We start from the raw sequence: 26,905 nt of genomic DNA, 5'->3' as shown, positions 1-26,905 counted from the left end.
TTCCTTTATTCTTATTGAATCTATTACGATCTCCCCTTCTAAAGCCTTGAGGTTGTTCGTAATTTCTTTTCTTTTGAGGTTCAGAAGGCTCCTTGTATTTTTGTTGTATTTCCGTTATACGGTCGTTTAATTTGCTAGATAAAGCACTATTTGTAATATTATTTCGACCATAAAAATCAACTCTAGCCGCGATTGCAGCTTTTGCTGCAATAGCCCTGGCTAATTTACCCCTTTGCCATTTTGGAGCAGAATGAATGACTGGATGTTGAAATAATAATCCGTGTTTAGGTGGATTGGCACCAGTTTTTAAAGTTCTAAATAACGCCTTCTCAGCCCCTAGTATCTGAATAGTACCTGGAAGAGAGAGAAGCTAATCTTTTTAAACTCCCTGCCTTTGCTATTAACCTAGCGCCTACAGTTGCAGTAAGTAATTCCTTTAAGTTGGGAGAAATCTCGTCCATCGAAGCTTCAATATGTTCTTCCAAAGCTTTACGTATTAAGCTCATAGAAATCACTTGATTTGCAAGACTTTGTAGAATGGATAGATTTTCAGCTGTAATTTTTCCACCCTTACTTCTTTGCGCAGTTTCAATTATGATTTCGATTTTGTTATCCGGAATTTCTAGCGTTGAGAGAAAATCCTTGGTAATTTCACTTCGATCCCCAAACTTTGAAACTATATTTGCATAAGTTACTATATTTTGTAATAAATTATCGAGTTCAGGAAAATGTAACCCATACCATTCCCTCATTCGTGTTCCAACGGTATTGATGATCTTATCAATCTCATCTAATGCGTTGACAGATTGACTAACGTGTAAGTCGAGTTGTGCTGAAGCTTCTTGTACTATTAAAGAAGACCACTTAAGTGAAAAATCCCTTAAATTATCTTTTATAGTTCTTTCATTTAGTTCACTGGTGTCTTTCTCAATGGTTTCGGCACCAGTATAAATTTTTTTCTTGTAGATCTGAATACGTCTTTCGTCTTCTGACGAAATTCGTTCAACTCTCTCACTACTATTTCGAAGAAAGTCAATCATCGAAGGATAATTTGTTACAAGCACGCTAGGTTTGGATTTGAAAAATTCTAAATTCGCAGTAACTTCATCAAAATCATTCGATCGTAATTTCAGGTGAGATCCTATCGGATCACTAAATTTTTTAAAATGTAACAGGTTGTTCTCATAATCAAGTATGGCAATGCCTAATTCAAGAATCAAAAATCTATATTCATTGTGTGCCATTAATCCAAATTCAAGAGTAACTATAATGATTAAGAATAATAACCTTGTTATTCCTAATGTTTGAATATAAAACTAAAGTCTATATGAATTCCTCCGACTTTTGGTTTGAATGCTTTAGACAAAAAGCCTGAAATGATTCAGCTATCCAAACGGTAAAGGTATGTTAATTCCTTGTTCACTCAGTTGTTTCTGTACATCGTCGAAGATCTTATCTGCTAAATCCGCCTCATTATTGCTATTGGATTCATCATTACTTGTGGATGGCCTTGGTGTTGTTGGCGGAGTTTCAGTATTTATTGGAATTCCTTCAAATGAGGTGCTAGTCTTCTTCAGTTTGTATCCATCTTTAGTTACAGTTACCGATACGTTGATAGTATCGCCTGACTCCAACAAACTCGGGCTTATGTTAGTGCTGTATTTACCATCGATATTTGATGATCCCGAAAACCTTTGCTCATTAATAGTGCCCGTTATAGTCGCACTTTCCAAAGCATCTTTATTAATTGCATCGTTTGTCCCAATGATGATCCGTTGATTAAGACCTTCTCCAGCTTTGTCTATACTTACATCCATGGTCTTCAATTCAGCAGGCTTTGGTAAAATTGCATCTACATTTACATTTGCAAATTTAACAGAAGAAAAGGGAGAGTAACACTGCAATTTGGCTGTCAATGGTTGCGAGCCGTTCTTGAGGTTGGTACTACCCGGCTCCAGTACTATACTCCAACTCCTATAGTCCAAAGAACCATTTACACCTTTTGCCTGTGTTTTCTTAAAGTTGGAATTATTAGAACTGCTAGGTGCAATCGGGCCAGCAGAATTTCCTGCCGATAAAAGAACTTCACAGTCATAGTTTTGTGGATAGTTTGAACTACCATTTACTTCAATGGGGCTGTCAGTATGTACTGATTCGCCATTTGATGGAGAAAGGATTTCGACTGACAATGCCGAGAGATCCGGAGTGGGTAAAATTGCATCTACATTTACATTTGCAAATTTAACAGAAGAAAAGGGAGAGTAACACTGCAATTTGGCTGTCAATGGTTGCGAGCCGTTCTTGAGGTTGGTACTACCCGGCTCCAGTACTATACTCCAACTCCTATAGTCCAAAGAACCATTTACACCTTTTGCCTGTGTTTTCTTAAAGTTGGGATCATTAGAACTAGTGGGTGCTATTACACCATCAGAATTTCCTGCCGATAAAAGAACTTCACAGTCATAGTTTTGTGGATAGTTTGAACTACCATTTACTTCAATGGGGCTGTCAGTATATACTGATTCGCCATTTGATGGAGAAAGGATTTCGACTGACAATGCCGAGAGATCCGTATTTATGGTTTGCGATAATTCAGTGAAAGTTCCATTGGATTTGACACCAGTAACATTTACAGTATAGTAAGCCTTTGCATTACCACCTTCACAGGTCAATTTTGATGTAATCTTATTGGAGCCCTCGTGTAAGTTGGCATATTTAGTACCAAAAGTGTAACTCCACTTTGAAAAATCTTTAATTCCAAGTAATCCAGTACCATTCGCAGGCTGATAAGGAAAAACGTTATTTGTTACGACAGAAACGTCACAACCCGTCAAGTTACCACTATCAGCAACAGAAATTCCAGAAAGAGATAGTTTTTTACCTGAGCTGTAAAAATACTCTGTACCGTTAATATAAATGGTTTCCCCTTTAGAAGGTTCGTTTATTCTTATCCCATAAGGGTTATCGACTGGAGCAGGTGAAGAAGAACCAGTAGTGGTTGGGCTATTATTTTGCGGAAGTATCTGAGCACTTGCGACCATCAAACTCGCTCCTATAAATACAATAGTAGATAAAATTAATATAAGTAAAACCTTGTAAAGCAAACTAAAGCTAAATGCTATCCAAAAATATTAAAAGATTGTTATTTTATTAATAAGATGAAAAGTAAATAATATTAGACCATAGAATTTCTACTTAACAATAATAGGTAATAAAAAAGTTTAGATACAGAAAAATATGGATTTTTTATTAAAGGATGGTATAGATATTATATGGATTTTGGCTTTTTGAAAAGAAATAGGGACAACAGAAATTCAGACTCTAAAAATAATAAAGGAAAAATAGTAACAATTACAAACAATGTAATAAATGGAATAATATCATATTCAAAGATGCATCACCCTTATGAAGGAATATTAATTTTAGAAGGTGAAAGAAGAAGAACTGAAATTATTATAAACAATTTAGTTATCCCCCCTTTCTCCGTGCATGGTCCATTTTATTCAGGATTCCCGATTAACGAGCTTCCCTTCGATTTAAAGTATGTAGGAACTGCACACTCTCATCCCAGTGGATCTAGCCAGCCTTCGCTTGAGGATTTGAACCATTTTTATGGTTTAGTATCAATTATTATTTCACACCCTTACGAGGAACGAGATATTCGTGCATTTGATAGCCAGGGCAGAGAAATAGAGCTAGTCAAAAAAACATGATCCAAATCATCGCCTTTTATCAAATTTTGCTTTCGATTCTAGAGATCTACCTATTAGGATAAAAGCCATACTAGTAATAGATATCATTAGACCAGGTGGGATTATCCACCACCAATATCCGAGGATCTCAGCGGAAGAAAAATGAGCGTCCTGAAGCATTTGACCCCATGTAGGAAATGACGGATCACCAAACCCCAAGAAACTCAAAGCAGCTTCACCCAAGATAGCAGCTGGAACAGACAAGGCAAAATTAGCCAAAGTAAAAGGTATCAATTGTGGAACAATATGCCTTATGACAATCCTAAAATCGGATTCCCCCATCAATTTTGATGCTTCAACATAAGGATAGTTCTTTATTTGTACACTAAAAGTTCTATTAATTAAAGCTAAACCGGGCCATCCAAATAAAATAAAAAGTCCTATCAAGAAGAGAATACTCTTTCCATAGTTCAAAGATAGAATTATGAAAAGAACCATGGTTGGGACCGAAAGGAAGATATCAATAATGATCACCATAAACCCTCCTGTCCTACCCCCCTTATAACCACTAATTAATCCATAAAATAGACCGATGATCGTAGATGTTATTGCAACAGTTACACCAATTAGCAGAGCGACCGGAGTGCCAATCAGAATCCCAAAAGAAATATCCCTTCTAAAATCGTCAGTTCCCAATACCCCAAAAACTTTCCCTTCCACTATCCATTGTATATCCTTTAAGTCAGTGTTGCCATCAAAAGAATATAATGAAAATATAAATTCATATTTACCTTGTAAAGGTACATTACTTTTAGTATCTGAAAAAATTATTTTTTCTGCAGGTAGACCATTAGTCGAAAAATCGAATAAATTAGTATAGTCTGAAAGAGCTTCAGTTATTTCTCTAGACGAGGAAAACAATCTCTGTGAAACAACATTTGTAGAGACATCGTCTTTAACGGTAGGATTCTGACTCTCAATTAAAATTTCCCCATTGGATTGAATTTCGTCCTGTTCATTAGCACCATTTGTATCATCCAAACCATTAGACAACGATTCTAATGAATTATAGTATATAACAAACACTAAACCATCTGGTCTCTTAACAGAAATCTCCACAGCGGGAGGGATGTCACCTACTTGAATAGAATAAGGTATACTGAATGCAGGAGGAAATGTTTCAAAATCATAATCATAGATGAAGGTACTGTTTTCAATTTTATAATCTGTACCCTCAGAATAATTTCTTACAATTGCATCATTCATGGTAAATATTTTATGCTCTGGTAATTTCTGATTAAACAGTTCCATAAAATAATTGGTCCAATACGGGGCAGCATTTTTGGGATAATTGATCCAATATGATGGATTATTCCACTCTGATCGTTCTGAAGCCGGAATATTTATGATAGTATAAAAAGTAATTATGACCAAAAACAAAAGAAGAGATACACCTAGTATCCCTCCTTTGTAACTTTTTAAAATCAAGATTATTCTATTAACCATTTGTATCAATTCCAATTGCCTAATTATCTTCAGTCCTTATCCTAGGATCAAGTACAGAAAGAGCGAGGTCAAGGACGAAACGAGTTGCTAAATACAATAGGGTAAAAAAATATACCAATCCAATTATTAAGGGTGAGTCGTTTTGAAGGATCGCGTTGTAAAACAAATTGCCCATCCCAGGCCAATCAAAAATTTCCTCTATTAGTATAGATCCTCCAAGTGTTGAAATAAGTCCCACACCTAGCATAGTCGTTAGTTGAGGACTTGCATTTTTTAATGCATGTTTCAATAATATTTTTCGGGGCGGTATCCCTATTACCCCCAGTGTTTTTATATAGTCCTCTTCAATCACACGAAGAATTATGTATTTTACATAATAAATTGAAGATGCAAATCCGATTAGCACGATTGTTATAAATGGCAAAGCCATATGATATAAAAGAGAGGCAAAATATCCTGGAGAATCAGGTGGGATTACTGGCGTAGATCTTGCTGGAAATATCTGAAGAAAAAAGGAGAACACTACTATCATTATCATCGAAAACCACCAAGGAGGAACACTAAGGCTGAGTGAAGCAAGCCCCGCAATGAATTTGTCTGTTATTCTACCTTCCCTCCGAGCCAAGTAGGAACCAATCACGATACCCAATCCAACTACTGCCAAAGAAGAGGAAGTAAATAATAAAATTGTATTTGGAAGCTTTTCTTTTATTAATTCGTTAACACTGCTCGAACCATCATGAGTAGTAAAAAATCTTGAATTTCCAAGATTAAGAGTAAGTATTTGAAAAAGCGTATTCATTATTTTTTTTGGCGAATACCAAGGTTCATCCAGTCCTAAGCTCTTGATTTGGAGATCTATCTGTTGATCAATGAATTTTTGCCTTTGTTCCATGTTATCGAATTGATTTAATTTCTGGCTTTCAGACAGAGAATTAGAAAGGGAATTAACTACTTGCATGCGGATGTTATCAACCATAATCTTATCAATTGTAGAACCAAGGAGAAAAATTGTTAGTAACATAGTAATAAGCAAAACTATAATGAGAATGACGATCTTTTTTAGTATGTAAAGGATTATAGTCATAACCTAAGAACCATAGTGATCGCGCTTAAAAAGGTAGAGCAAGCTCATGGTCGAGCTATTAAAGTACTCTCATGAATTTTTGGCTTGGGTGAGTCTTGGGTGGCAATAATGAGTTTCAGTTTTGAAGGTCCGGGAGTGAGTTCAGAGGTTTGGGTGGAATTTAGATGGATATCTATAGTGGTTGTCGAGTTATGACCAACTTCTGAGTTGTTTGATGAGGAACTATGATTTTTGACATTATATATCTTTACGTCGTCGGCAATAACCAGCTTGTTGTTCCTATCTGTCACAAAATAATCAATAGATCCGCTAAAAGGATTAGAATCACTGGAAGAATTCTTGATACTTAACTCAAGGGCGACATCGAATTGCTGACCGATCCTTATAAATTTTGGTACATCAATCTTTTGAACTCTTAGCTCAGGAGGACTTGTAAATTTTGAGTATTGACCCGTCTTTATCGGATAAGTGTCATCCCTGAATGCCTTTAATGTTACTACTCCACCAGATGGATTAAACTCATCTAGGTAATATGGCCCATTACCAATTACAGCATGATGATGTTTATTTATCCATTGGATAGAAGCGTTATATCGATCAAGAACATAATCTAAAGGTACGATTCCTTTTAAGGAATTGGGAATGTATTTTTCATTTATCATCTTGGTTAATTCTGCACTTATTAACTCTGATTGGATTGGCAAGTTCAAAGATAACTGATCTATTCCTTTAATGTTTGCATCACTTTTAGAGTATGATAGTTTATTGTCAGTCACTAACCGTTCTGTAGCAGCAGTTATTTCCCAAGGTTCTGACGGCCAAAGGGTCCCGTAGGGAGGGATTTGTTTTTTGTCATAATGCCACAGGTCAACGTATGTATCGAGTGTACCATTCTCATGAAATTCGATCCCCTTTATCAGCGACAAAGTTGGAAAAACGAGACTAGCATACTCCGCGTCAAATGTCAAATCATCATCTTTTGTATCAGTTGACCATTCGTACGGAAAATAATAAGAATACAACATGTCATACTTATCGATTGGAACTCCGTTATGCCACTTAGAATATAGCGGTGTAATTGTTACTTTTGTAAGAGCGGTATTATTGAGACCCATATTTGTTTCCCAGCTTTGGTTCAAAGGATTCCAGCGAATAGATTTTTCAGAAACTGGGATAGTGTCATTGTAACCATTTGAAATTACGTTATTCCATTTGTTTCTCAACGGTTCAGGGTCACCAGAATATGGATTAGAAAATGTTGGAGAATCAGCTATTAGTGAATATATAATTCGGCAGTAAAAATCTGAACAGCCCTTGACATTATTCCATGCACCCTGGTAAATTTGTATCATACCTATATTCAAGGTCGAGTTATTTTCATTATTCTTCATAGCGTTTAGTAATGACAGCTTATTAGCAATACCAGCTGAATAGTCATTAATTAGACCACTAATATGTGAGGATGAAATATACGGATCATATGATCTTGCAAAGAATAATCTTACTGCTTCTTCAATCCCAACGGCTTCTGCCTCTTGTAAGAGTTCGTTTCTCTCGGACTCAGAAGTGAAATTATTGAATATTAATTTTTGAGTCAAATTGTCTATCGTGGAATTAGTGTATTGCCAAAAAACTGGGTTTTGAGACCCAGGCATGCTGCCAAACCAAGGTGCATACATTTGTGTGACGGTACCGGGGTTGTATCTCAGGAATGAATTTGAAATCAACGACTCTGTATACAAATTCCATTCTAAATTTGCGGGATCAGAGCCATATACAATTCGATTAGCCTTTGTCAAGTCACCATATTCTTTGTTGACGGTAAATCCTATATTGTCAAGTTCTGCAGCCACATAATCCCCAAAGGATTTTCGAAGGAGATCATCATTCCGTATCAAGATTTTAACGGTTACTGGTTTTCCTTCGATTGTATACTTTCCGTTTGAATCTAGAGTAACTCCGACCTTCGACATAGCATCGTTTATTATATTTTGTGCAAACTTAGCATCATATCTTATTTTTAGTGGATCTATGATGGGTAGTACGTTTTGATATTCTGGAGAAGTAGAACCATAGGGTTCTACTATAGGCTCACCGAACCCCTTTAGAATATTGTTGACTATGAAATTTCTATCGATTAGAAAGTTCAATGCAAATCTGACCTCTTTAATAGAAAATGGGTTAAACGAGTTTGAAGAGTTGTAAGGATTAATCAAGAGTCCATAAGAAAGCCCTTCCTTTTCGTAAACTTTGAGATTGGGGTTTTTTTTGGCAATTTCAACTAATTGCAAAGGGATTTGAAAAAAGTATGCATCGAGTTGACCATTACTAACCTGCTGATAGGCAACATTTTCATTTGAGAATTTAATGAACTTGATCTGGTCGGCATATCCGCCCGATTTGTTTTCGACTGAAAAGACACTCTTACTCGGTAATGATAGAAATATTATTCCAATTAACAAAAGAAAAGAAGCAGTAAAAAAAAATTTTTTCATTTATCACGAATAGTTGGATTCAAGTATTATAAATTTATTATTTTCTTTTATATTAATGATTTTCTGACAAATTTTTATCGAGTTCAAAAACCATAGTATATAAATAATAATCAATTACTCTAACCCATGACCAATAAGACAACTAAAAGAACCCATGCGTATAGTTCTCAACGCAGCGAAAGCAAGAAGTATGCTAAAGCTGAAAGGAGAAAAAGAACGAAGGCAAAATATTAAAATTCTATTTTGATAATTTCCGATATATTTATATGTAAGGAAAGGTATAAATACTTGTGGAATTAGTTTATAAGTTTTGTGGTGATATAATTTGGTAAAAGATATTTCTATGTTTGGTGATCGATGTCCACGATGTGGCAAAGGTCCTATGGTTACCGATAATTCTACCGGAGAAATGTTCTGCGGTAATTGCGGTTTTGTTGTGACTGAGAGAATAGAGGAAACGGGACCAGAATGGCGGGCATTCTCAAAGGAAGAACATGAGGATCGAAGCAGAGCAGGAGTTCCAACCTCCTTGGCAATGCACGACATGGGCCTAGCTACAATAATTGGACCAGTAGATAAAGATGCATCAGGTAAACCCCTCTCTGCTTCCATGAAAAGTACCATTGAAAGATTGAGAACATGGGATAGCAGAAGTCAAGTTCATGAACCAGTCGATAGAAACTTTAGACAAGCATTTAGTGAGCTTGATAGGTTAAAAGACAAACTGGCAGTGGGTGATGCAGTCATAGAGAAGGCCGCTTATGTTTATAGAAAAGCACTTGAGAAGGGTTTGGTTAGAGGCAGGTCCATTTCGGCTCTTGTAGCGGCCGCTCTTTATGCTGCTTGCAGAGACACAGAGACACCTAGAACTTTAAAGGACGTTGCGAATGCCAGTAACATAAAGAAGAAAGATGTGGCTAGATGTTATAGGCTATTGATAAGAGAATTGGATCTTAAAATGCCGGTAGTAGACCCAGTAAAATGTGTCGCCAGGATTGCTAGTAAGGCAGGTTTAACAGAAAAAACTAAGAGAAAGGCACTGGAAATATTAAAAAAGGCTGAAGAAGGTAAAATTTCAGCAGGAAAAGATCCTATGGGATTAGCGGCTGCGGCATTGTATGTAGCATGTGTTATGAACGGCGAAAACAAGACACAAAAAGATGTTGCTGAAGCAGCAGGTGTTACAGAAGTTACCATTAGAAATCGATACAAGGGTTTAAAAACTCATTTAAAACTTTAATCTGGGTAAATTCATTAAACCACATATTTCTTTAACATTCTGCAAGACAATTGATATAAAAACAATAACCCTAAAATAATAAAGCCTATTGATACCATTCCAAGTAATACATTATCAGATTCTGTATTCCATGGTGTCTGAAAAAGATAAAACCCAAGAATACTATATGCAAAAAATACATAGTTAGAAATCCAGTGAAAAGTAATAGCAGAGGATAACCCGTATCTGTAGTATACCCAGCCTATGATTAATCCGCCCAATGCAGCTTGTGTTATTTTGCCTATTTCATAACCTCCTCCAAAAATTACATGTGACAATCCAAAGACAAATGAGCTGAGAACTATTACAATAAATATACCGAAAGTTGTATGCTTTTTCTTGTAATGTTGAATACTCAAATATGGATGATTCAAAGTAGACAAAAATTGGCCTTTACCTAGTGGAACAAAGATGAGGAACAGGGGTAATCCCATCAGTATAACTCTAAAAAAAATCTCTTCATTTAGAGGAGCTGTTGACAGGTAAAAGAACGAGAGTAAAGGGTTATCTGTCAATGGATTACCCAACTTTACTCCAAAAATTTGCTGAACTATGTCTATCAATATCGATAATACAAAGTAAGCAGAAAACCAAGATAACGTAATCATAAGATAATTGACAGACGTACCATTACCATCCTTTTGTTTAATTTGGGTATTTACAAAATCTGAGTGAGTTCTAGCTCTTAAAAACGGTAACTCCCTGAGTGAAATAGGTTTGAGAAAGCAATAGACATAACAAGTCAAATAAACAAACCAGAATAGTAGGAACGTTAGTCCAAGATTGAAATAAATAGTTTGGAAACCAAAAATACCAAGTAGTAAAAAATCAAGAGGTACCTCGTCGGTCCAATTTATTTCACCTCCTAGATTTGTAAAGAAAACAAGATAAAGTCCAATTCCAAATGAAATCCCAGTTACAATAACCATGAAGAAAATAAGGGCAACTTTAGTTTTTTCAATAGTTCTATTCAGAGAATTTGTAATAGACAAAAGACCATACTCAATTTTCTACATTACTTCAATCGAAGATTCGTTAAATCCCTTAACAACTAAATAATTTTTTACAATATCACGATGATCTCCTTGCAAAAGGATAAAACCATCCTTAGCTGTTCCGCCGCAGGCCAGTCTGCTTTTTAATTCCTTTACCATTGTGTGAATATCATTAATCTTCGGATCTAATCCCTCGATCATAGTAGTTGTTTTTGAAAATCGTCGAGTTTCCAATCTTACAACAATTCGGGTATCTTCTTTATCTAACTCTCCGCATGCACACAAATCATCAGGTAGGCCACATTTTTTGCATATTACAGCCATCTATTATTCCTGAATATACCTAAATCCTATTATTAAGCCTTCCTTGAATATTCCACATAATCTGTAGTTTTAAATGTGCAAGAAACTATCTTCTAGTCACAAATCAAATATTCTGAAAGAAGAAATTCCAATAATTTCAAATTATTGGAATTTTTCACCAACTTCACATTTTATCCTAGAACTAAGTTAGTCAACAAAGCTGCTGTTGCGCTAAGGTGTCTTACAAAACCAATTGGTTAATTCGATTTATCTTCATAAAAGTGGCTAGAATAAAAGTCACTCTTGGAAATTGGCTGTGGAAAGATTATATAAAAATAACAACTTCAATTTCATATATGTCCTCTGCAATAGGCTCATTAAAATTTCCCTTTCCACTTAAGCCGGATCAATTGTCCGCTGTTGAATCGTGGATAAATAAAGGATGCAGGGGTTCAGTTATCTATTCTACTGGTACAGGAAAAACGGAAATAGCCTTTGAGAGTGCTAGGAGGGCATCCCTGCTTGATACAGTCAATAAGAATAATATTCCAGCCAATACGGAACCCTATAATATTTTATTTTTGGTTCCCAGGATTGTATTGATAGAGCAAAACATTATCAGACTTCAAAAGTATAATATCCCACCTGAATCGATAGGAGCCTTTTACGGGGAGAAGAAGAATCACAGGGAGATTACTATATCCACCTATCAAAGTACTGTAAATAACCATCAACTTATCGAAGATTCTAAGATGGTAATCCTAGATGAAGTTCATCTTTTAAGTAACACTGCATTTTCATTCAAGAACCTATTTAAAGTCATTACTTCAAATCCAAGTAGACGGATTCTAGGTTTGACAGCTACCATAAACGAACTTGATCCCAGATATAAAGAGATAATTGAGATAATCCCCCCTGTCAAGAAATACTTGATCAAGGAAGCCGTTGATGATGGCAGATTAGCGAAACCAGAGATTATTACTCTGGAAGTTACTCTAACTAGTGAAGAACGAGAAATTTATAGAAAAACAAGTGAAACGATTAGAAATATTTCATATAAACTTAATGCGTATGATCCAAGTGTCATATCAAAAATACTCTATCAAGGGGGAATGAGAGCAAAGTATGCCAAGGAATGGTTTAATCAAGTAAAAATCAGGAAGGATCTTCTTAACTCATCTAGGAGAAAATTGGACCGCGCCGTTACAATAATAGAAAAACACAGAGATGAAAAGCTAATGGTTTTTAGCGAAACCATAGAATCGATAACAAAATTAAGGGAAATACTAATAACCAAAAATATCAAGTCCGAAATAATTCATTCAAAAATAAAGACAAAAGAAAGAAAATTGATTTTAGAAAAATGGGGAACGGAATTTTTTCCATTACTTTCTGTACACACCCTAGAGATCGGATTTGATATTCCACAAGTTGGAATCGCAATAATACTGTCAAATACATCTAACATTAATCAGATTGCGCAACGCATAGGTAGAGTCATAAGAAAAACCGCTGAAAAGAAAAGTGCTTCAATTTACTTGGTTTATGCCAAAGAAACCAAAGACAACAACATTTTAAGAATGGTGGACAAGGCAGTGGGTACCAAAACCAATAAGGCTGCAAGAAAGGGTACAAAACAAACCAAGATTACAGATTCATTTAAGTGATGTAATCAGCGCTTTGTCAAAAACAAAAGGTATATTTTGATTCATACGTAACCCAGAGTATGACGATAAAAAATATTACAATATTAGGTTCAGGGATCATGGGACATGGAATAGCGCAAGTATCTGCCATGGCCGGTTACAAGGTTTTTCTTCGCGATATAGAACAAAAATTTTTGGACAAAGCGATGGAAAAGATAAAATGGTCTCTTCAGAAATTGTCTGAAAAGAACAAGATAACTGCCAACGAAGTAGATACCATATATAGTAGCATTACTCCAGTTGTAGACTTACGAGCTGCTACAAGCAATACTGATCTTGTCATTGAAGCAGTACCTGAGGATTTTAAATTAAAGGAAAAAGTGTATAATGAATTAAATGGCATGGTACAAGACGATGTCATATTTGCATCAAATACAAGTACATTGCCCATAACTGAATTAAGCAAGTTGACTACCCGTCCACAGAACTTTATTGGCGTCCACTTCTTCAATCCACCACAATTAATGAAATTAGTAGAAGTAATCCCCGGAACACAAACTAATCCAAAAGTTGTGGAAGAATTAACACATTATGTTCAGAGCCTAAATAAACACCCAGTCATTTGTCAGAAAGATGTCTCAGGATTTATTGTGAACAGAATATTCATACCACTCGTGCATGAGGCATTGTTTTCATTGGATAGAGATAGAGTTTCTATGGACGTAATAGACTCAGCCGTAAAGTTTAAACTAGATTTTCCTATGGGAATTTTTGAATTAGCAGATTATACTGGCTTAGATGTAGTTTACAAGGCATCTTACGAAATGAACTTGAGAGACAAGAATGTATTATTAATGCATCCCAAAATAAAAGAGCTGTATGATAACAATCAATTGGGTCAAAAAACCGGCAAAGGTTTTTACGAATATAAGGACAACAATTATGAAAGAGTAAATTTAACCCAAGAAAAGTCATCTCAGTATGATCCTTTATCAATATTAGGTGTAGCTGCAAATAATGCAGCTTGGCTAATAGAGAATAAAGTTTGTACTTTAGAAGACCTAAATACTGCCTTAAAGTTAGGAATGGGTTTAAAGACTGAAATTTTTGAATTAGTAAAGAACCTCAATACGTCCCAAGTTATAAATAGACTTAGAGAGATAGAAATGCAGCAGGGCAGTTTTTATCGCCCAAATAAATATTTGGAAAATATCAAATGAAAATAATGTGGACTTCTATTAGACCATCTAATGGGTACCTTATTTTTATTTCGCAACCTAAACTAAACAAGTAACTTTACTAAATCAATTAACATATTCCCTGTTATTTTCAAAATGATGACCTAGTGCGAGTCTTTGACAATATATACTCCACCGCACTGACGGGGTCTTTCCTAGTTTCAATCAGTATTCTATTTCGTTCATCCAAAAATTTGCCACCATATATATCGGATACCCCACCGCTATTCTTTATTGCAACCATCGGTTTTTTTGTCATGTATCCTACACATAATTCAATAAGAGTACCTACACCACCTCCAACTGAAATAATACCATCTGAGGAGTTGGCCACAATGAAATCTCTAGACATGCCTATTCCAGTACATATTACAGCATCACAATAATCGTTTGCTTGACTGAAATCCTCGTGAGGAATTATTCCAATTGTAAAACCACCTTGATCTTTAGCTCCTTTGCATGATGACTCCATAACACCCCCTAGTCCCCCGCTAATTAAAATCGCGTTCCTCTTAGCTATATTTTTTCCGACTTCGTAGGCCAAACTAAGAGTAGTCTGCCTTATTTGAATCGAGCTACTCTTATTGTAACCGATCACCCCAATTTGCAATTTTCTCAAGCTAAAATAGGAATCTAAAATTCTTTATTAATGGTTTTGGAATCAAAATGTAAACAGAAATTGTTTTAGGACAGTAATGTATTTATTTCCAATGTAAGGATTTTTAGATATGAGTAAGAAGGCGAAAAAGAACGCACCGCTTCCTGCTTCTAGTGCGGGTTTATTAAGGTTCTTTGAGGACGAGACTAAAGGAATTAAGGTAAAGCCAGAAATTATTTTAGGTATAGCAGGAGCATTAATTGCAATATCCATAGCAATAAAAATTTTGGTGCCAGTCTAATTTTTTTGACTATTAATGAGTAATTTTGAATCCGATAGCGTTTCCAGTCTTCATAAAAGATGGCTTTTTACAAACATTAACCCTTCTTCAGAAAAGTTTTCATATTTAATATCGATTTTAAGCCTAATCACTAATGTTGCTTTAATAAATTTCATTATAACACCCCATACGCTAACCGATTTCTTAGTAAGTTTTCCCATAATAGCGGCGGTATTCTCTGTTACGCTAATTTTTGATTATCTATCTCTCAGAGGCACTCCACTAAATAGATTTTCTAAAGTATTGCATGTGTCGGCATTTGCAAATCTGCTGTGGACATTAACAGTAATTGGCGGATTTATTTCAGAATTCATAATTAATACAAATAGTCTTAACATCAATTTCGTTTTGCAGGGTATGTTTATGGCAATAGGTCTTCGAATCGGTATCTTTGTATCCGTTTTTGGGGCTTCGTTAAAACGGACTATACCTATTTCGTTTATACAGCCATTAATTATCTTTATTTTATTTTCCTTTTTTTATTTTAATCATATTTTTTATACCAATTTTGCGGTTTACTTGTTTGGATCTGTAATCCTGTTTATAGGAGTAATGTGGACTGTTGTAGTTGATAGGATAGGAAGACCTAACTTTACTAGCGCGTTCAAAATCTTGCAAGCCTTCTTAATTGCCTGGACGGAAAACAAGTCTGATGAAATGGAAAAAATTGCTGAAGCCAAGGCAAGTCCGAAAGTGGTTAATACCCTAATAATAAAGTTTAAACCAGAGCATAAAAAGGAAGTTTCTTTAGTTTTACCTGAGTTACATCCAGGTCCGTTTAATCCAATTGGTGGAAGCAATTTACCATTTGATATATTCAAATTTTACTCAAATTCGGCTATGGTAATGCACAGTATTTCAGACCATTCACTTAATATACCCTCTAAAAAAGAGGTAGAAAAGTATCTAAAATCTTTAAACCAAGTCAAGCATCTTGAGACAGGAGCCAAGTGCTCAGTTCCAATTACAATTACTAGAAATGATTGTAATTGCAGTGGATTTGCTTTGGGGAAGAATGTCATAATTCTATTCTCAAAATCTCCATCTGGTATGGAAGACATACCCTTGGAAGTAAAAACAGAACTGGAGAAGTTTGCTCAAGAGATCGGATTTGACCAAATTATGATAATTGATGCTCATAATTCACTTGGAGTAAAAATAGAAGAAAAGGACATTAGGACATTGATTAACATAGGCAAAGAATGCCTCGGAAATTTAAAGGAAAGTGTTCAGTATGAATTTAAGATAGGATATGCCAATAGTTTTCAAATTAATGATCAACAAAGTAAAAATTTGTTTAATGTGCCAGATTTAGGCAAAGGGCAATTTGGAACACTTGTACTTTCTATAAAAAATGAAGACTACTTGCTTTGTTGGATCGATTCAAACAATATGAAAAATGGAATTCGTGAAAAAATCGCAATGTCTTTGGAAAGTCAAGGATTTAAAATTATAGAGATTTGTACATCTGATACTCATGCAACATCTGGAAAAAGAAATACAAAAGGCTACTACACTCTTGGGGATATCACATCTGAATCTCAAATCATTAATGTCTTTAACCAGTTGGCTGCATATGCTAAGAGTCATCTCAGTCAGGCAAAATTTGACATTCTCAAGACAGAAAGCCAAGTCATGGTAATGGGAACTGACCAATTTGATGACTATTCTAATGCTTTGGAGAAGTCATTTCAAGTTACAAAGATATTTCTTGCGATCACTTTTGTAGTATACATCCTAATGTTACTTTTTACTTGACAAAATTTTCTAATTACACCATTGGTTGATGGATGAGGAGAGATTCGAACTCTCGACCACCTGTGTGTGAGACAGGTATCCTAACCAGACTAGACTACCCATCCTTTATAGAATTCTCCTTAAGTGAGAACCTAAAAGATTAATTAACTTTTGGCCGTGAAATCCTATTCAGGAGATAAAACGATACAAAATGACTGAAAAAAAATAAATGTTTTTATTTGAAGTGAATCAGGTACCTTCTCCGTAATCATTAAGATATTTATTTTGACTTTCGGACAATTTGTCGATATCTATTCCCATAGATTCCAGCTTGAGACTGGCAATAAATAGGTCTTGGTCTCTGTCTATCTTGTATATTTTATTTTCAAGGTTTCCCTTGTTCTTTAAAATGTGCAATACTGACAAGAATTGATTTGCAAAACTCATGTCCATTACCTCAGAAGGATGACCTTCTGCAGCAACCAGATTAACCAATCTTCCTTCCCCTATCAAATTTACCTTGGTATTATTTTTCAATAGAAATTGCTCTACATTCTCATTTATCATCTTTGAATCCTGGGCAATTCCTTTAATATCATCAATTGAAATTTCTACATTAAAATGGCCAGCATTTGCAAGCAACACACCATCTTTCATTTTTTCGACATGTATTCCAGTTATAACATCTTTGCATCCAGTCGAAGTAATAAATATGTCGCCCATTGAAGCCGCCGCCTCCATTGGTTTTACAATGAATCCATCCATTCTTGCCTTTAGAGCATTTATGGGATCTATTTCTGTTATTACAACAGATGCACCATGGCCCCTTGCTCTACTTGCTATCCCTCGCCCTACATGACCGTAACCTGCTACTACAACAGTCTTTCCTGAAAGTAACACATTAGTTGCTCTAATTATTCCGTCCAATGCAGATTGGCCGGTACCGTAAACGTTGTCAAAATCATGTTTAGTTTCCGCGTCATTAACAGCGACTATAGGATACCCCAGCTTAGAATTAGTTTCTAGTGCCTTTAACCTTTGCACTCCGGTAGTTGTCTCTTCTGTACCACCGATGATATTTTTTCCGTACTTGTCTAGAGTTTTATGAAATTCGATAGTTAAATCAGCCCCATCATCGATAGTGATATCAGGATTGAACTTTAAAACAGAGTAAATATCATCATAATATTCTTTATTCGATACCCCACGACTTGCAAAAACAGATAAACCTTCGTCCTTCACTAATGATGCTGCAATGTCATCATTTGTGCTCAGAGGGTTGCACCCAGACCATGCCACAGTTGCGCCCGCTGCTGCAAGAGTTTTGGTTAAAACCGCAGTTTCTTTTGTTACGTGCAAGCAACCGCCAACCACGAGCCCTTTTAATGGCTTTGATTCTTCATATTTTTTCTTTAAAGACAATAACACAGGCATGTGTGATTCTGCCCAATCAATCTTTTTTTTACCTTTATCTGATAATGATATATCTTTTATTCTGTGTTCCATAGGTAAAAAAATATAGTAACCTTATATTACTTTAACACAATATTTGAGGCTCGAAAAATCATTTTTTGAGGATGAGACACACAGAGTAGCTCAATCATTGATTGGTAAAATGCTCGTTAGATATGTTTGTTTTTTTGGAAATTATTACAGATTAAGTGGGATAATTACCGAAACTGAAGCATATGGGTATAAAGACGATCCTGCTAGTCATGCATTCAAAGGGAAAACTGCCAGAAATCAAGCTATGTTTGGACAGGTAGGTATAGCTTATGTCTATTTTATTTATGGTAATCATTACTGTTTGAATGTTGTGGCCAAATGTCGAAACGAACCTGCCGGTGCAGTCCTCATCCGATCCGTTGAACCCATAGAAGGGATTGGTTTGATGAAAATTTTCAGAAGGACAAATAATGTTCTAGATTTAACTACAGGTCCTGGAAGACTGACACAAGCTCTGCGGATTACTAAAAAACACAATACTTTGGATCTCGTAGATAACAAGAATAACAAATTTCTTTACATTGAAGAAAATGCTTCGCCAAATAAAAAGTATAAATTCACAGTAAACAGAACCGCCAGAATTGGGATTTCAATAGCTATGGAAAGAGAGTGGAGATACATGATGATGGTCAGAACCTCTTTAAAAAGCCCATTTATTCCCAGTTCTTTTCTTTCACGGCGTAGCTAAAATTTAATTACTAAACAGGTTAAAAGCCTAAACCTGATTCAATATATAGTCAGAGCCACAGAACTTGTTAAATGCCATTAAGAGATTTCTTGGTACCAGAAGAACAAGTCAAATTCATTTGTCGCAGAGATATTGAGTATGCTAACAAGAAATATGATCTTTTTATTACAAATAAGAGAATTGTGTTATACAGGGAACGGGGAATAATTAACAAGTCTGAAGATGTAGTATGCGAAAAAATAGAGAGATTAGAAGGATTGGAGTATAAAGAAAGAGGAGGTTTGATAAACTTAGCAAAAATATCAATCAATGGCGGCATCAAATTAGATATTAAAGGCCCCTCAGAAGAAGTAAGAAATATGTTTAAAATTTTAGAATGTTTAATCAATTCAAAATAAGAATGATGAGCGCGTTGAATTAAGAGAATACATTACTTATCATCAATTGCAATTCTTCTAGTTTAGTATTGCTCTCATCGCTACTGCTCTCATCGCTACTGCTCTCATCGCTACTGCTCTCATCGCTACTGCTCTCATCGCTACTGCTCTCATCGCTACTGCTCTCATCGCTACTGCTCTCATCGCTACTGCTCTCATCGCTACTGCTCTCATCGCTACTGCTCTCATCGCTACTGCTCTCATCGCTACTGCTCTCATCGCTACTGCTCTCATCGCTAGTTGAATCCTTGGGATAGTCTGAATATAATAATTTATCGAGGTTATTTTTGATCATGTCCGAGAGATTTGACTCATTATCATTGTCACCTTCATTCAATTGTGGAGCAGGTCCAATAGGAAAAGAGTCTGATGAATTCTCTTTTCTCTCTCCGTCTAGTCTATTGGAAGGACTTGCTAGAGCAGAGGTTGAGGAATCGGGTGTGGAATCAAGTTCAGAAGAGGTAGCCGTATCAGAAGAGGTAGCCGTATCAGCATTTGCCACATCAATTTGCTTTTGAGGATTCTCTTCTTGAGTGCTGATCTTTTTCAATGGACTTGTTACAGAAGATGATGATGATGGGGCTTGAGGGGAGAAACTGTTTAAAGGAGTAATGATATTATTCTTATTGGTATCTATCTTTTTTGAAGGACTTGCCAGAGCAGAGGTTGAGGAATCGGGTGTGGAATCAAGTTCAGAAGAGGTAGCCGTATCAGCATTTGCCACATCAATTTGCTTTTGAGGATTCTCTTCTTGAGTGCTGATCTTTTTCAATGGACTTGTTACAGAAGATGATGATGATGGGGCTTGAGGGGAGAAACTGTTTAAAGGAGTAATGATATTATTCTTATTGGTATCTATCTTTTTTGAAGGACTTGCCAGAGCAGAGGTTGAGGAATCGGGTGTGGAATCAAGTTCAGAAGAGGTAGCCGTATCAGCATTTGCCACATCAATTTGCTTTTGAGGATTCTCTTCTTGAGTGCTGATCTTTTTCAATGGACTTGTTACAGAAGATGATGATGATGGGGCTTGAGGGGAGAAACTAGTTTCATTTTTGCAACAAATGCTGCTTGAAGGAGTGATTACGCTATCCATCCCCTCTGCTCCGAAAGATGCAGGAGAAGATATTGTTGTTGAAATAACAAGGAGTGGAAGTAATAGAACAAGTATAGTGAAATAATTAAAATAATTCATTAATATTAGAATTATGAAATAAAATATAGGAGTTTAATATAATTGAACAACAAAATCATTTTGTTAACAACTAAAGGAAAATTATAAAGTGATCTTTTAACAGTAAAAGCGAACCATTGATGAAGAATAGTACTTATATTTTTAAGTTTACCTCCAAGAAAAAAGTTTAAAGACAATTTTGCATGTCCAAATAATAAGATAGATTTATCTCCCCAGTGCTCAAGCCCTCATCTTTCATCCTATTGTATATAGTTTATCTGATTTAGGTTTATGATAGGAAAATTGACCTAACTTGCAGCCGTTTGTCATTATTAATGCAACGGCTAATTTGGACTCTATCCATCCCAAAATCAGATCAACACTATCTTCCAAACTAGCCTTGAAGATCATCAAATTGTCTTAATTTGTGGTAATAGATTTCTACTACAACAATTATTTAATAAATCAGGGATTCATTCTTCAAGAACGGTTATTTTACCATATCGGCCAATGTTAAGGCTATTCTCACCTCTAAATGCTTGAGTGTATCCATTATCTATAGAAATCCTATCACCCTCCTTTACCATCTTAATCTGATCATCCCATAAAGATAACTTTATGCTACCAGTCTCATCCGAAATCATGGCATCTGCAACTAGGGCAGAACCACCTGCTCGTAAATTGACTGTTCTTGGTTCACTAATTTTATCAATAGTGCCTTCAACTGTCACGTGTCTCATATCATTTGTTAGTTCACTAATCTTCATAGTCATTTTTTTATATCTTCAGTTCTAATTAATATAAAAATTTGTCATTTATTTGTTTGTTAATTATTTTGCTTTTATTTGTGATAAGATACATTGATCAAAAGATTATAATACAGAGTTTTGTTCAATATTTTGCAAAGGAGGAGTCGCGTAGCCTGGTCAAACGCGCAGGACTCAAGATTTGAGATAAGATATCCCGTCCTTTAGGGGTTCGTGGGTTCGAATCCCACCTCCTCCATCCATTCCTGGGCTTAAATATAATAGTAGTATGATTTCGTCAATAACATGACTATTCCAAGTGTTAGTTTTTAACTGATAAAGGATTACAAACCAGACATTACTTTTCAACTACGTAAAAATCGTAAGATTTAATCTTCTGATGTCGCATCAACTTATGGAAGTAAAATTCTATAACTGAAAAAAAAGCTGGAAATGACTCTAGCAGACCAAGAAACGGCGCAAGAATTAAAGTTTGAATATGCAGTATAATTCGCTTGAACAAACCGATCTTAGTATACTTTAGATTTAAAAATAATCCTACTTGGTATGATAGGAGCCAAACAGTGCTTGAGAATAACAAGATCAATGCTAGAGTACTATCGAATATTTGTATATCAGTTAGAGGTCTAAATATCTCATTATAACTACTATTAATGTGAGTAAGTCGGTCGAGCCATACAAAAAGATCAAAGGCGATGTTATTGTTCCAATCAAAACTTGCGTAAGAAAACACGCTCAATACTTTAGGTATGTTGATATACATCGCAAGACTTAGTGATATAACACCTGAAACAAAACCCAAAAAGAACGAAGTACATTTGTATATTAATCGAAACTTAAAGAATTTGGAAAAGTTTTCAATATTCTGCAAATTGCCTATAACCCATCTTCTTCTCTGCATGAAATGATCCTTTATATTTAAAGGGGGTTGTTCCAAGAGAATTCCACCATGCCAACCCATTGAGTTCCTTCCATATTTCTTGAATAATTCATATCCAAATCTCTGATCTTCTGCCAAAATTGGGCCAAATTCCCACCCTATCTTGTCTTCAACGTCTGATCTTACCAATAGATTGCTTCCATGCATATGGATTGGAGGAGGATTATGCATATGGGTTACGCATTCAAAACAACCAAATGCCCTCATGGATTCTGCTAGAGCAGTAATTCTATTGGCTTTTTCAAATTTCAGTGGATAAAATATAGGACCTTCACTCGCAATACCTTTTTTTTCCCTGATAAACTTTAGTATTGAAAGGACAGTTTGGGGTACCACGTAGCTTTCATCATCCATATGGAATATCCAATGATCCGAATTTTGCTTCTTCAATTTTCTTCTATGTAATATAGCGTACTGCAATGCTCGGGCCTTTTTTATTGCGTTGGGTGAAAAGGACCGATCGACACATAATACTTCACACGGCTTGGATTTCAGCGTCTTTTGATCATTTATGTCTTCGGTGACAATAAGAATTTCATATTTAGAATAATTTGTAGATTTACATGATTCTATGATAGACTGAATACCACGTTTTACTACGCTGGTTTTTGTGGCAGATTTGGTAGTAATTTGAAAGATAATTTTGGGATCGTTTGGGATACGCCTAAGATCTTTTTCTATAAATTGACGATTATTTCTTACAAATCTATAAAAAAGTTTAACCGCATTGGGGATAAAGAATATCCATAAAATAGTAGCTATCATTAAAGCAGGATTATCAATCAACTAAATATCTAATATTATTATTATTTAATAATTTAATCGTTTTTTTATATCAGTAGCTTGTATGAGATTAATAAAGAGTATAAAACATACTTCGATAGGATAGGTATACTTAAATTTTAGAAAAAGAATAAATAATAACTATTATAAGTAATAAGGGATTGATTATAATTTTATGCATCCAGAAGGCAAGGTAGAAAAAACAAAGCCGTTAGTATGTGAATTTTGTAAAAGTGATTCTGTAATTTTTGATAATGTTTCCTTTGAATATGTATGCTCAGCATGTGGGTGTGTTTCAAGCCAAGATCCAAACTCTGATTCCATGGCAAGTTTTAGAACCAACTCAGGGTACAATGATAGAACTAGGACGGGAATGCCAGAATCTTTAGCTATTCATAATAAGGGATTATCAACTTTGATAGGAATAGGGGATACTGATGCTAGGGGCAAAGCCCTAGAACCGTCACAAAAAAACAGTATCCAGCGTCTTAGGACATGGAATAATCGAGCCCAGCTTAACGATTCGGTATCAAGAAATTTAGAAAAAGCCCTTAAATTATTGAATAATTTTGGTGACAAATTATACCTGAGTCAAGCTGTAATTGAAGGAGCTGCTTACATTTATCGGAAAGCCGCGATTAAAAAACTGGCAAAGGGTCGTTCTACCTTAGGTTTGGTCGGAGCAGCATTATATGCCGCCTGTAGAGAAACTGCAACACCCAAAACTATAACTGACATTGCTACTGCTTGTAATATCACTACTAAAGACATTATGTCTCATTACAAGTTGATTTTAAAAGAACTTTCATTACAAATGCCCGTGCTACACGGCCCCGATTACGTTACACTTATCTGTAATCGATTGCAATTAAGTGAAAAGACAAAGAGAGAAGCATTACGAATTTTTTCAATGGTACAACAAAACAGAATCTCTATTGGCAAGAATCCTAGGGCACTGGCTGGATCAATAATCTATTTAGCTTCACAAAACTGTAACGAATTTTTGAGGCAAGTAGAGATTTGCCAAGTAGCCGAAATTTCAACTGTTTCGTTAAGAAAGAGATGTAAAGAAATAAAATCCAAAATAGAACTTTAGCCAGATTGGGGGCACCCAATCGGATTCGATTGTAGGCGGATCTTGCTAAATGATATTTATAAACTCATCGAGTTTTGGATTATCATCATCAGTTTTTTTTAGTATATCATTGCGAGACATTTTTAAAAATGCAGATTCAAATTTGGGATAAGGTTGTTTCGAAGAAAACAATGTAGTTACTTTTCCCTGATGGTTCGTTTTAAATCCCTCACAGGGTTCGTGTCCTCTTATAACACATTTACAACCAGTATGGTTCAACCAGAGATTAGTTATTTTTATGCCAAAGTACTTTCCTAAACCACGATTTGAATAATGCCAGTCAACTTCAACCAGTTCCCGGGGATCATTCCATAAAATTTGTTCCATTATATTCTTTTGAGAGGAAAGATCGGAGAGGTAAAATTTGTAATTTTCAAAAAATTTTAAATCGTCAACTATTGGTAACCCACCATGCAGCAGTATAGCAAATGAATCAATCTCACAGAAGCCAAACATAGAATCAAAAAACGGTATCAAGTTTTCTAGATAAAATTGTTCACTCTCCCCTCCAAATTTAGCTTGAAGTTCGTGGGGAAAACTGAAACTGGAGAAGGGAAAGTGGTGGTATGTTTCATGGTTACCTCTTAATAGAAAGACATTGTTGGGGAACAAACTTTTCAATTTGCAGAGTGACAACAATACTTCAAGAGAATATTGTCCTCTATCTATATAATCACCCAAAAATATTAGAATGTTTTCTTCCGACCCAAGATATGTTTCCCAATTAAATTCATTTAGTATTTTCTGCAAACTAACTAAATCGCCGTGGATATCCCCCACGATCACTAAATTATCTGGAATTTGAAAATGCAAGTAATCGCCAGACGTCATTCCGATATTTGAAAAAAAACCTTGCAATTTTTGGTCATTATGTAGTAGTGTTGTGTCTTGAACTAACTTCCTTGAGTCATCAAGTCTTATGTCATAAATACCAAATAAATCAATCATTCTGTATCATGATGAGAATATGGTTGGGATAAATTCCTATCTTTATCATCATAAAATTGGATGCCAGTTTACAAATGATCTATCCCTGTCTAGGACCATTTGATACCGATTTATGTCATGGTTATATAGTTCAAGGAAAAGATTCTTTCCAATGGTTTTTATTTCGCAACAAGTGACACTTTTACCATATTTTATTTGCAGGGGTGTGAAGGATCCCCTTTGAATTAGAATATTTGATGTAAAGGTTTCATTCAAGAGGTCTATGAAGGATTCTTCAGACAAGAGCGCATCCATCTTATCTGTATTAAGAACATTTAGTATTTTTGTATGAGGTGCATGATTAAAGAGGTGGTCAGAATTTTCGTGTAAATTGTATGGAATTTCTTTGCTTTGTGTAGATTTTTCCCTTGAAATTTTTTTTTCAAATATATTCGTAGAATCTTCGTTTTGTTTTGATAATCTTATTCCGTGTGGGTCTGTAAAATTGATCTCTTGTTCAATCACTTTGTGCTTAAACACCTCTTCAGACAAATGATATGTTAGAAATCTCATAAATGGAATTCGAATGAAATTGTCAAAGTTGTTAATCATTAATCTATGGTCATCCGACTGTTGTAGCCAACTGAGGAGAGGTTTTACCAGTACAGATAGTACAACTTGGTAGCTTATAGTCTCATCAATAGTAATGCTAGTCAACCTGTTTTTTGTAAAAAGACTTACGACATCATAGTAAGAAGATTCTTTCTGAGTGATTTTGGTTGATCTTCTTCTCGTAAAGGGAATGCCTCGTTTGTAATTAGGTTTGACTTCAGTATAAGAATCAAACAAATTTAATTGTGAAATAAGATCCGACGAGTGAAAAATACCCTTGTATAACGAATATGCATAAGTATTACAATGAATCGGTAGTCCTCTTAGTTTATCGATTTTCAATAATCTCCAATTATTCGCCTGCTGAAAGTTATTTTCAAGTGTTATTACCCCGTCAACGATTGAATCTAATATTCCCAGATCAAATGTTTCACTTAAAAAGATTAATTTAGCTCCCGCCCTCTCTCGCCATATTTGTAATACCCTTTCATTGTTTAGTCGGGATTCTCTGTCCATGAACGATGCTATAGTATCCCAAGTATCAATAATAATTACTGGAGATTTTACGTCCATCAATTGATTTGTAATCCTTTCGAACAAAGATTCAGGTTCATCTAGACGCGCATCTTCAAAGCGATACCCAGACTTGTTTTCATCCTTAGAAAAGAATTTTTCAATCCACGGAAAATAAAATGCCAACTGCTTTAGCGATAATCTTGTTGAAATATAGAAATAATTGCTATCATCATTTAAATTGTCTAGTAGTGTAAGGGCGAATGTAGTTTTGCCCGTGCCTGGTCTACCTTTAATTAATAAAGAATATGATTCGTTCTTGACAAATTTTAGAATTTCAGATGGCAGATTACCCATACTCCTGTTCCTTGTAGTTTTTTTTGGCCCATTAATAGCGGTATAGGTTTGATTATGGTCATCTTGATTAAATGATTCTGAGTTGCTATCTGACATTCCTCGATAATACTGGTAGGTTAAGATACACTATTAACAATTCTAAACTTTTAACTA

Annotated in this window: 23 protein-coding genes, 2 tRNA genes and 1 pseudogene; 10 read left to right on the top strand and 16 right to left on the bottom strand. The window is 35.3% G+C overall.

Going from position 1 to position 26,905, the window contains the following annotated elements; genetic code table 11:
- Window positions 1–172 precede the first annotated feature (172 nt).
- From ACMT7R_RS11975 to ACMT7R_RS11965, 3 genes and pseudogenes are all read right to left on the bottom strand, one after another.
- Window positions 173–343: pseudogene (locus ACMT7R_RS11975) on the bottom strand (ribonucleotide-diphosphate reductase subunit beta); the annotation flags it as partial.
- Entirely contained in the window at window positions 330–1,244 is a 915-nt protein-coding gene (locus tag ACMT7R_RS11970; protein WP_415312182.1) for a hypothetical protein, read from the bottom strand. The gene ACMT7R_RS11970 and the pseudogene ACMT7R_RS11975, both read right to left, overlap by 14 nt.
- Before the next feature lie 141 nt (window positions 1,245–1,385).
- Complete coding sequence (locus tag ACMT7R_RS11965) at window positions 1,386–3,041, bottom strand: hypothetical protein (RefSeq protein WP_415312181.1); 1,656 nt, start codon at window positions 3,039–3,041, stop codon at window positions 1,386–1,388.
- A 231-nt stretch (window positions 3,042–3,272) separates the two neighbouring features.
- Between ACMT7R_RS11965 and ACMT7R_RS11960 the strand changes: the two genes are divergently transcribed.
- On the top strand, window positions 3,273–3,713 hold the full coding sequence (locus ACMT7R_RS11960; protein ID WP_415312179.1) for a Mov34/MPN/PAD-1 family protein: 441 nt from the start codon (window positions 3,273–3,275) through the stop codon (window positions 3,711–3,713).
- Window positions 3,714–3,719: 6 nt separating this feature from the next.
- Here ACMT7R_RS11960 and ACMT7R_RS11955 read toward each other — a convergent pair whose 3' ends face one another.
- The 3 genes from ACMT7R_RS11955 to ACMT7R_RS11945 form a co-directional block, all read right to left on the bottom strand.
- Window positions 3,720–5,198, bottom strand: a complete 1,479-nt coding sequence (locus tag ACMT7R_RS11955; protein ID WP_415312178.1) for an ABC transporter permease — start codon at window positions 5,196–5,198, stop codon at window positions 3,720–3,722.
- A 19-nt stretch (window positions 5,199–5,217) separates the two neighbouring features.
- On the bottom strand, window positions 5,218–6,159 hold the full coding sequence (locus ACMT7R_RS11950; RefSeq protein WP_415312177.1) for an ABC transporter permease: 942 nt from the start codon (window positions 6,157–6,159) through the stop codon (window positions 5,218–5,220).
- Between the two features lie 170 nt (window positions 6,160–6,329).
- Window positions 6,330–8,780 (bottom strand): ABC transporter substrate-binding protein, encoded by a 2,451-nt coding sequence (locus ACMT7R_RS11945; protein WP_415312176.1) that lies wholly within the window; start codon window positions 8,778–8,780, stop codon window positions 6,330–6,332.
- Window positions 8,781–9,123: 343 nt separating this feature from the next.
- Here ACMT7R_RS11945 and ACMT7R_RS11940 point away from each other — a divergent pair, with 343 nt between their 5' ends.
- Window positions 9,124–10,020, top strand: coding sequence for a transcription initiation factor IIB (locus ACMT7R_RS11940; RefSeq protein WP_134485877.1), 897 nt, complete (start codon window positions 9,124–9,126; stop codon window positions 10,018–10,020).
- A 14-nt stretch (window positions 10,021–10,034) separates the two neighbouring features.
- Here the strand turns inward: ACMT7R_RS11940 and ACMT7R_RS11935 are convergent, their stop codons facing one another.
- On the bottom strand, window positions 10,035–11,051 hold the full coding sequence (locus ACMT7R_RS11935) for a CPBP family intramembrane glutamic endopeptidase (protein WP_415312175.1): 1,017 nt from the start codon (window positions 11,049–11,051) through the stop codon (window positions 10,035–10,037).
- An 18-nt stretch (window positions 11,052–11,069) separates the two neighbouring features.
- A complete protein-coding gene (gene yciH / locus ACMT7R_RS11930; protein ID WP_415312173.1) occupies window positions 11,070–11,378 on the bottom strand; it encodes a stress response translation initiation inhibitor YciH in 309 nt (102 codons plus the stop codon).
- Window positions 11,379–11,713: 335 nt separating this feature from the next.
- On the opposite strand from yciH, the gene ACMT7R_RS11925 reads away from it, so the two are divergent.
- On the top strand, window positions 11,714–13,024 hold the full coding sequence (locus ACMT7R_RS11925) for a DEAD/DEAH box helicase (protein ID WP_415312171.1): 1,311 nt from the start codon (window positions 11,714–11,716) through the stop codon (window positions 13,022–13,024).
- Between the two features lie 59 nt (window positions 13,025–13,083).
- Window positions 13,084–14,223 (top strand): 3-hydroxyacyl-CoA dehydrogenase family protein, encoded by a 1,140-nt coding sequence (locus ACMT7R_RS11920; protein WP_415312169.1) that lies wholly within the window; start codon window positions 13,084–13,086, stop codon window positions 14,221–14,223.
- A gap of 109 nt (window positions 14,224–14,332) precedes the next feature.
- Here the strand turns inward: ACMT7R_RS11920 and ACMT7R_RS11915 are convergent, their stop codons facing one another.
- Entirely contained in the window at window positions 14,333–14,851 is a 519-nt protein-coding gene (locus tag ACMT7R_RS11915; protein ID WP_415312167.1) for a TIGR00725 family protein, read from the bottom strand.
- A gap of 118 nt (window positions 14,852–14,969) precedes the next feature.
- Between ACMT7R_RS11915 and ACMT7R_RS11910 the strand changes: the two genes are divergently transcribed.
- Window positions 14,970–15,140, top strand: a complete 171-nt coding sequence (locus ACMT7R_RS11910) for a preprotein translocase subunit Sec61beta (protein WP_148686949.1) — start codon at window positions 14,970–14,972, stop codon at window positions 15,138–15,140.
- Window positions 15,141–15,155: 15 nt separating this feature from the next.
- Window positions 15,156–16,937, top strand: coding sequence for a DUF2070 family protein (locus tag ACMT7R_RS11905; protein ID WP_415312165.1), 1,782 nt, complete (start codon window positions 15,156–15,158; stop codon window positions 16,935–16,937).
- A 29-nt stretch (window positions 16,938–16,966) separates the two neighbouring features.
- Here the strand turns inward: ACMT7R_RS11905 and ACMT7R_RS11900 are convergent.
- Both ACMT7R_RS11900 and ACMT7R_RS11895 read right to left on the bottom strand, forming a co-directional pair.
- Window positions 16,967–17,041, bottom strand: a tRNA-Val gene (locus ACMT7R_RS11900).
- Window positions 17,042–17,165: 124 nt separating this feature from the next.
- Entirely contained in the window at window positions 17,166–18,422 is a 1,257-nt protein-coding gene (locus ACMT7R_RS11895; protein ID WP_415312163.1) for an adenosylhomocysteinase, read from the bottom strand.
- Window positions 18,423–18,465: 43 nt separating this feature from the next.
- On the opposite strand from ACMT7R_RS11895, the gene ACMT7R_RS11890 reads away from it, so the two are divergent.
- Window positions 18,466–19,110 (top strand): DNA-3-methyladenine glycosylase, encoded by a 645-nt coding sequence (locus ACMT7R_RS11890; protein ID WP_415312162.1) that lies wholly within the window; start codon window positions 18,466–18,468, stop codon window positions 19,108–19,110.
- Window positions 19,111–19,181: 71 nt separating this feature from the next.
- Window positions 19,182–19,508 (top strand): hypothetical protein, encoded by a 327-nt coding sequence (locus ACMT7R_RS11885; RefSeq protein WP_415312161.1) that lies wholly within the window; start codon window positions 19,182–19,184, stop codon window positions 19,506–19,508.
- Window positions 19,509–19,527: 19 nt separating this feature from the next.
- On the opposite strand, the gene ACMT7R_RS11880 is transcribed toward ACMT7R_RS11885, so the two are convergent.
- The gene (locus ACMT7R_RS11880) at window positions 19,528–20,739 is read right to left on the bottom strand and encodes a hypothetical protein (RefSeq protein ID WP_415312160.1); all 1,212 of its coding nucleotides are present in this window, start codon (window positions 20,737–20,739) and stop codon (window positions 19,528–19,530) included.
- Between the two features lie 452 nt (window positions 20,740–21,191).
- Window positions 21,192–21,491 (bottom strand): DNA-binding protein, encoded by a 300-nt coding sequence (locus ACMT7R_RS11875; RefSeq protein WP_415312159.1) that lies wholly within the window; start codon window positions 21,489–21,491, stop codon window positions 21,192–21,194.
- 133 nt (window positions 21,492–21,624) lie between these two features.
- Between ACMT7R_RS11875 and ACMT7R_RS11870 the strand changes: the two genes are divergently transcribed.
- A tRNA-Leu gene (locus ACMT7R_RS11870) sits at window positions 21,625–21,723 on the top strand.
- Window positions 21,724–21,822: 99 nt separating this feature from the next.
- On the opposite strand, the gene ACMT7R_RS11865 is transcribed toward ACMT7R_RS11870, so the two are convergent.
- Window positions 21,823–23,211, bottom strand: a complete 1,389-nt coding sequence (locus ACMT7R_RS11865) for a glycosyltransferase family 2 protein (protein ID WP_415312157.1) — start codon at window positions 23,209–23,211, stop codon at window positions 21,823–21,825.
- 172 nt (window positions 23,212–23,383) lie between these two features.
- Here ACMT7R_RS11865 and ACMT7R_RS11860 point away from each other — a divergent pair, with 172 nt between their 5' ends.
- Window positions 23,384–24,304 (top strand): transcription initiation factor IIB, encoded by a 921-nt coding sequence (locus tag ACMT7R_RS11860; protein WP_148686956.1) that lies wholly within the window; start codon window positions 23,384–23,386, stop codon window positions 24,302–24,304.
- Window positions 24,305–24,349: 45 nt separating this feature from the next.
- Here ACMT7R_RS11860 and ACMT7R_RS11855 read toward each other — a convergent pair whose 3' ends face one another.
- Together ACMT7R_RS11855 and ACMT7R_RS11850 are read right to left on the bottom strand one after the other, a co-directional pair.
- Window positions 24,350–25,174: a metallophosphoesterase family protein gene (locus ACMT7R_RS11855; RefSeq protein ID WP_415312154.1), complete on the bottom strand. Its 825-nt coding sequence runs from the start codon at window positions 25,172–25,174 to the stop codon at window positions 24,350–24,352.
- A gap of 165 nt (window positions 25,175–25,339) precedes the next feature.
- Window positions 25,340–26,848, bottom strand: a complete 1,509-nt coding sequence (locus ACMT7R_RS11850; protein WP_415312152.1) for an RAD55 family ATPase — start codon at window positions 26,846–26,848, stop codon at window positions 25,340–25,342.
- Window positions 26,849–26,905 lie beyond the last annotated feature (57 nt).

Origin of the sequence: Candidatus Nitrosocosmicus sp. FF01, from assembly GCF_047711275.1 — an archaeon.
In the GTDB taxonomy this organism is placed as follows: domain Archaea; phylum Thermoproteota; class Nitrososphaeria; order Nitrososphaerales; family Nitrososphaeraceae; genus Nitrosocosmicus.
The sequence above is the reverse complement of the archived record's forward strand: the minus strand, read 5'-3'. Positions and strand labels throughout refer to the sequence as shown.

Bases quoted from the DNA above. Each gene is read 5' to 3' on its own strand.
- ACMT7R_RS11945 (WP_415312176.1), bottom strand. From the start codon at position 8,780: ATGAAAAAATTTTTTTTTACTGCTTCTTTTCTTTTGTTAATTGGAATA.
- ACMT7R_RS11905 (WP_415312165.1), top strand. From the start codon at position 15,156: ATGAGTAATTTTGAATCCGATAGCGTTTCCAGTCTTCATAAAAGATGG.
- ACMT7R_RS11955 (WP_415312178.1), bottom strand. From the start codon at position 5,198: ATGGTTAATAGAATAATCTTGATTTTAAAAAGTTACAAAGGAGGGATA.
- ACMT7R_RS11875 (WP_415312159.1), bottom strand. From the start codon at position 21,491: ATGACTATGAAGATTAGTGAACTAACAAATGATATGAGACACGTGACA.
- ACMT7R_RS11965 (WP_415312181.1), bottom strand. From the start codon at position 3,041: ATGGTCGCAAGTGCTCAGATACTTCCGCAAAATAATAGCCCAACCACT.
- ACMT7R_RS11920 (WP_415312169.1), top strand. From the start codon at position 13,084: ATGACGATAAAAAATATTACAATATTAGGTTCAGGGATCATGGGACAT.
- ACMT7R_RS11970 (WP_415312182.1), bottom strand. From the start codon at position 1,244: ATGGCACACAATGAATATAGATTTTTGATTCTTGAATTAGGCATTGCC.
- ACMT7R_RS11860 (WP_148686956.1), top strand. From the start codon at position 23,384: ATGCATCCAGAAGGCAAGGTAGAAAAAACAAAGCCGTTAGTATGTGAA.
- ACMT7R_RS11885 (WP_415312161.1), top strand. From the start codon at position 19,182: ATGCCATTAAGAGATTTCTTGGTACCAGAAGAACAAGTCAAATTCATT.
- ACMT7R_RS11925 (WP_415312171.1), top strand. From the start codon at position 11,714: ATGTCCTCTGCAATAGGCTCATTAAAATTTCCCTTTCCACTTAAGCCG.
- ACMT7R_RS11940 (WP_134485877.1), top strand. From the start codon at position 9,124: ATGTTTGGTGATCGATGTCCACGATGTGGCAAAGGTCCTATGGTTACC.
- ACMT7R_RS11855 (WP_415312154.1), bottom strand. From the start codon at position 25,174: ATGACGTCTGGCGATTACTTGCATTTTCAAATTCCAGATAATTTAGTG.
- ACMT7R_RS11910 (WP_148686949.1), top strand. From the start codon at position 14,970: ATGAGTAAGAAGGCGAAAAAGAACGCACCGCTTCCTGCTTCTAGTGCG.
- yciH (WP_415312173.1), bottom strand. From the start codon at position 11,378: ATGGCTGTAATATGCAAAAAATGTGGCCTACCTGATGATTTGTGTGCA.
- ACMT7R_RS11850 (WP_415312152.1), bottom strand. From the start codon at position 26,848: ATGTCAGATAGCAACTCAGAATCATTTAATCAAGATGACCATAATCAA.
- ACMT7R_RS11880 (WP_415312160.1), bottom strand. From the start codon at position 20,739: ATGAATTATTTTAATTATTTCACTATACTTGTTCTATTACTTCCACTC.
- ACMT7R_RS11895 (WP_415312163.1), bottom strand. From the start codon at position 18,422: ATGGAACACAGAATAAAAGATATATCATTATCAGATAAAGGTAAAAAA.
- ACMT7R_RS11960 (WP_415312179.1), top strand. From the start codon at position 3,273: ATGGATTTTGGCTTTTTGAAAAGAAATAGGGACAACAGAAATTCAGAC.
- ACMT7R_RS11950 (WP_415312177.1), bottom strand. From the start codon at position 6,159: ATGCAAGTAGTTAATTCCCTTTCTAATTCTCTGTCTGAAAGCCAGAAA.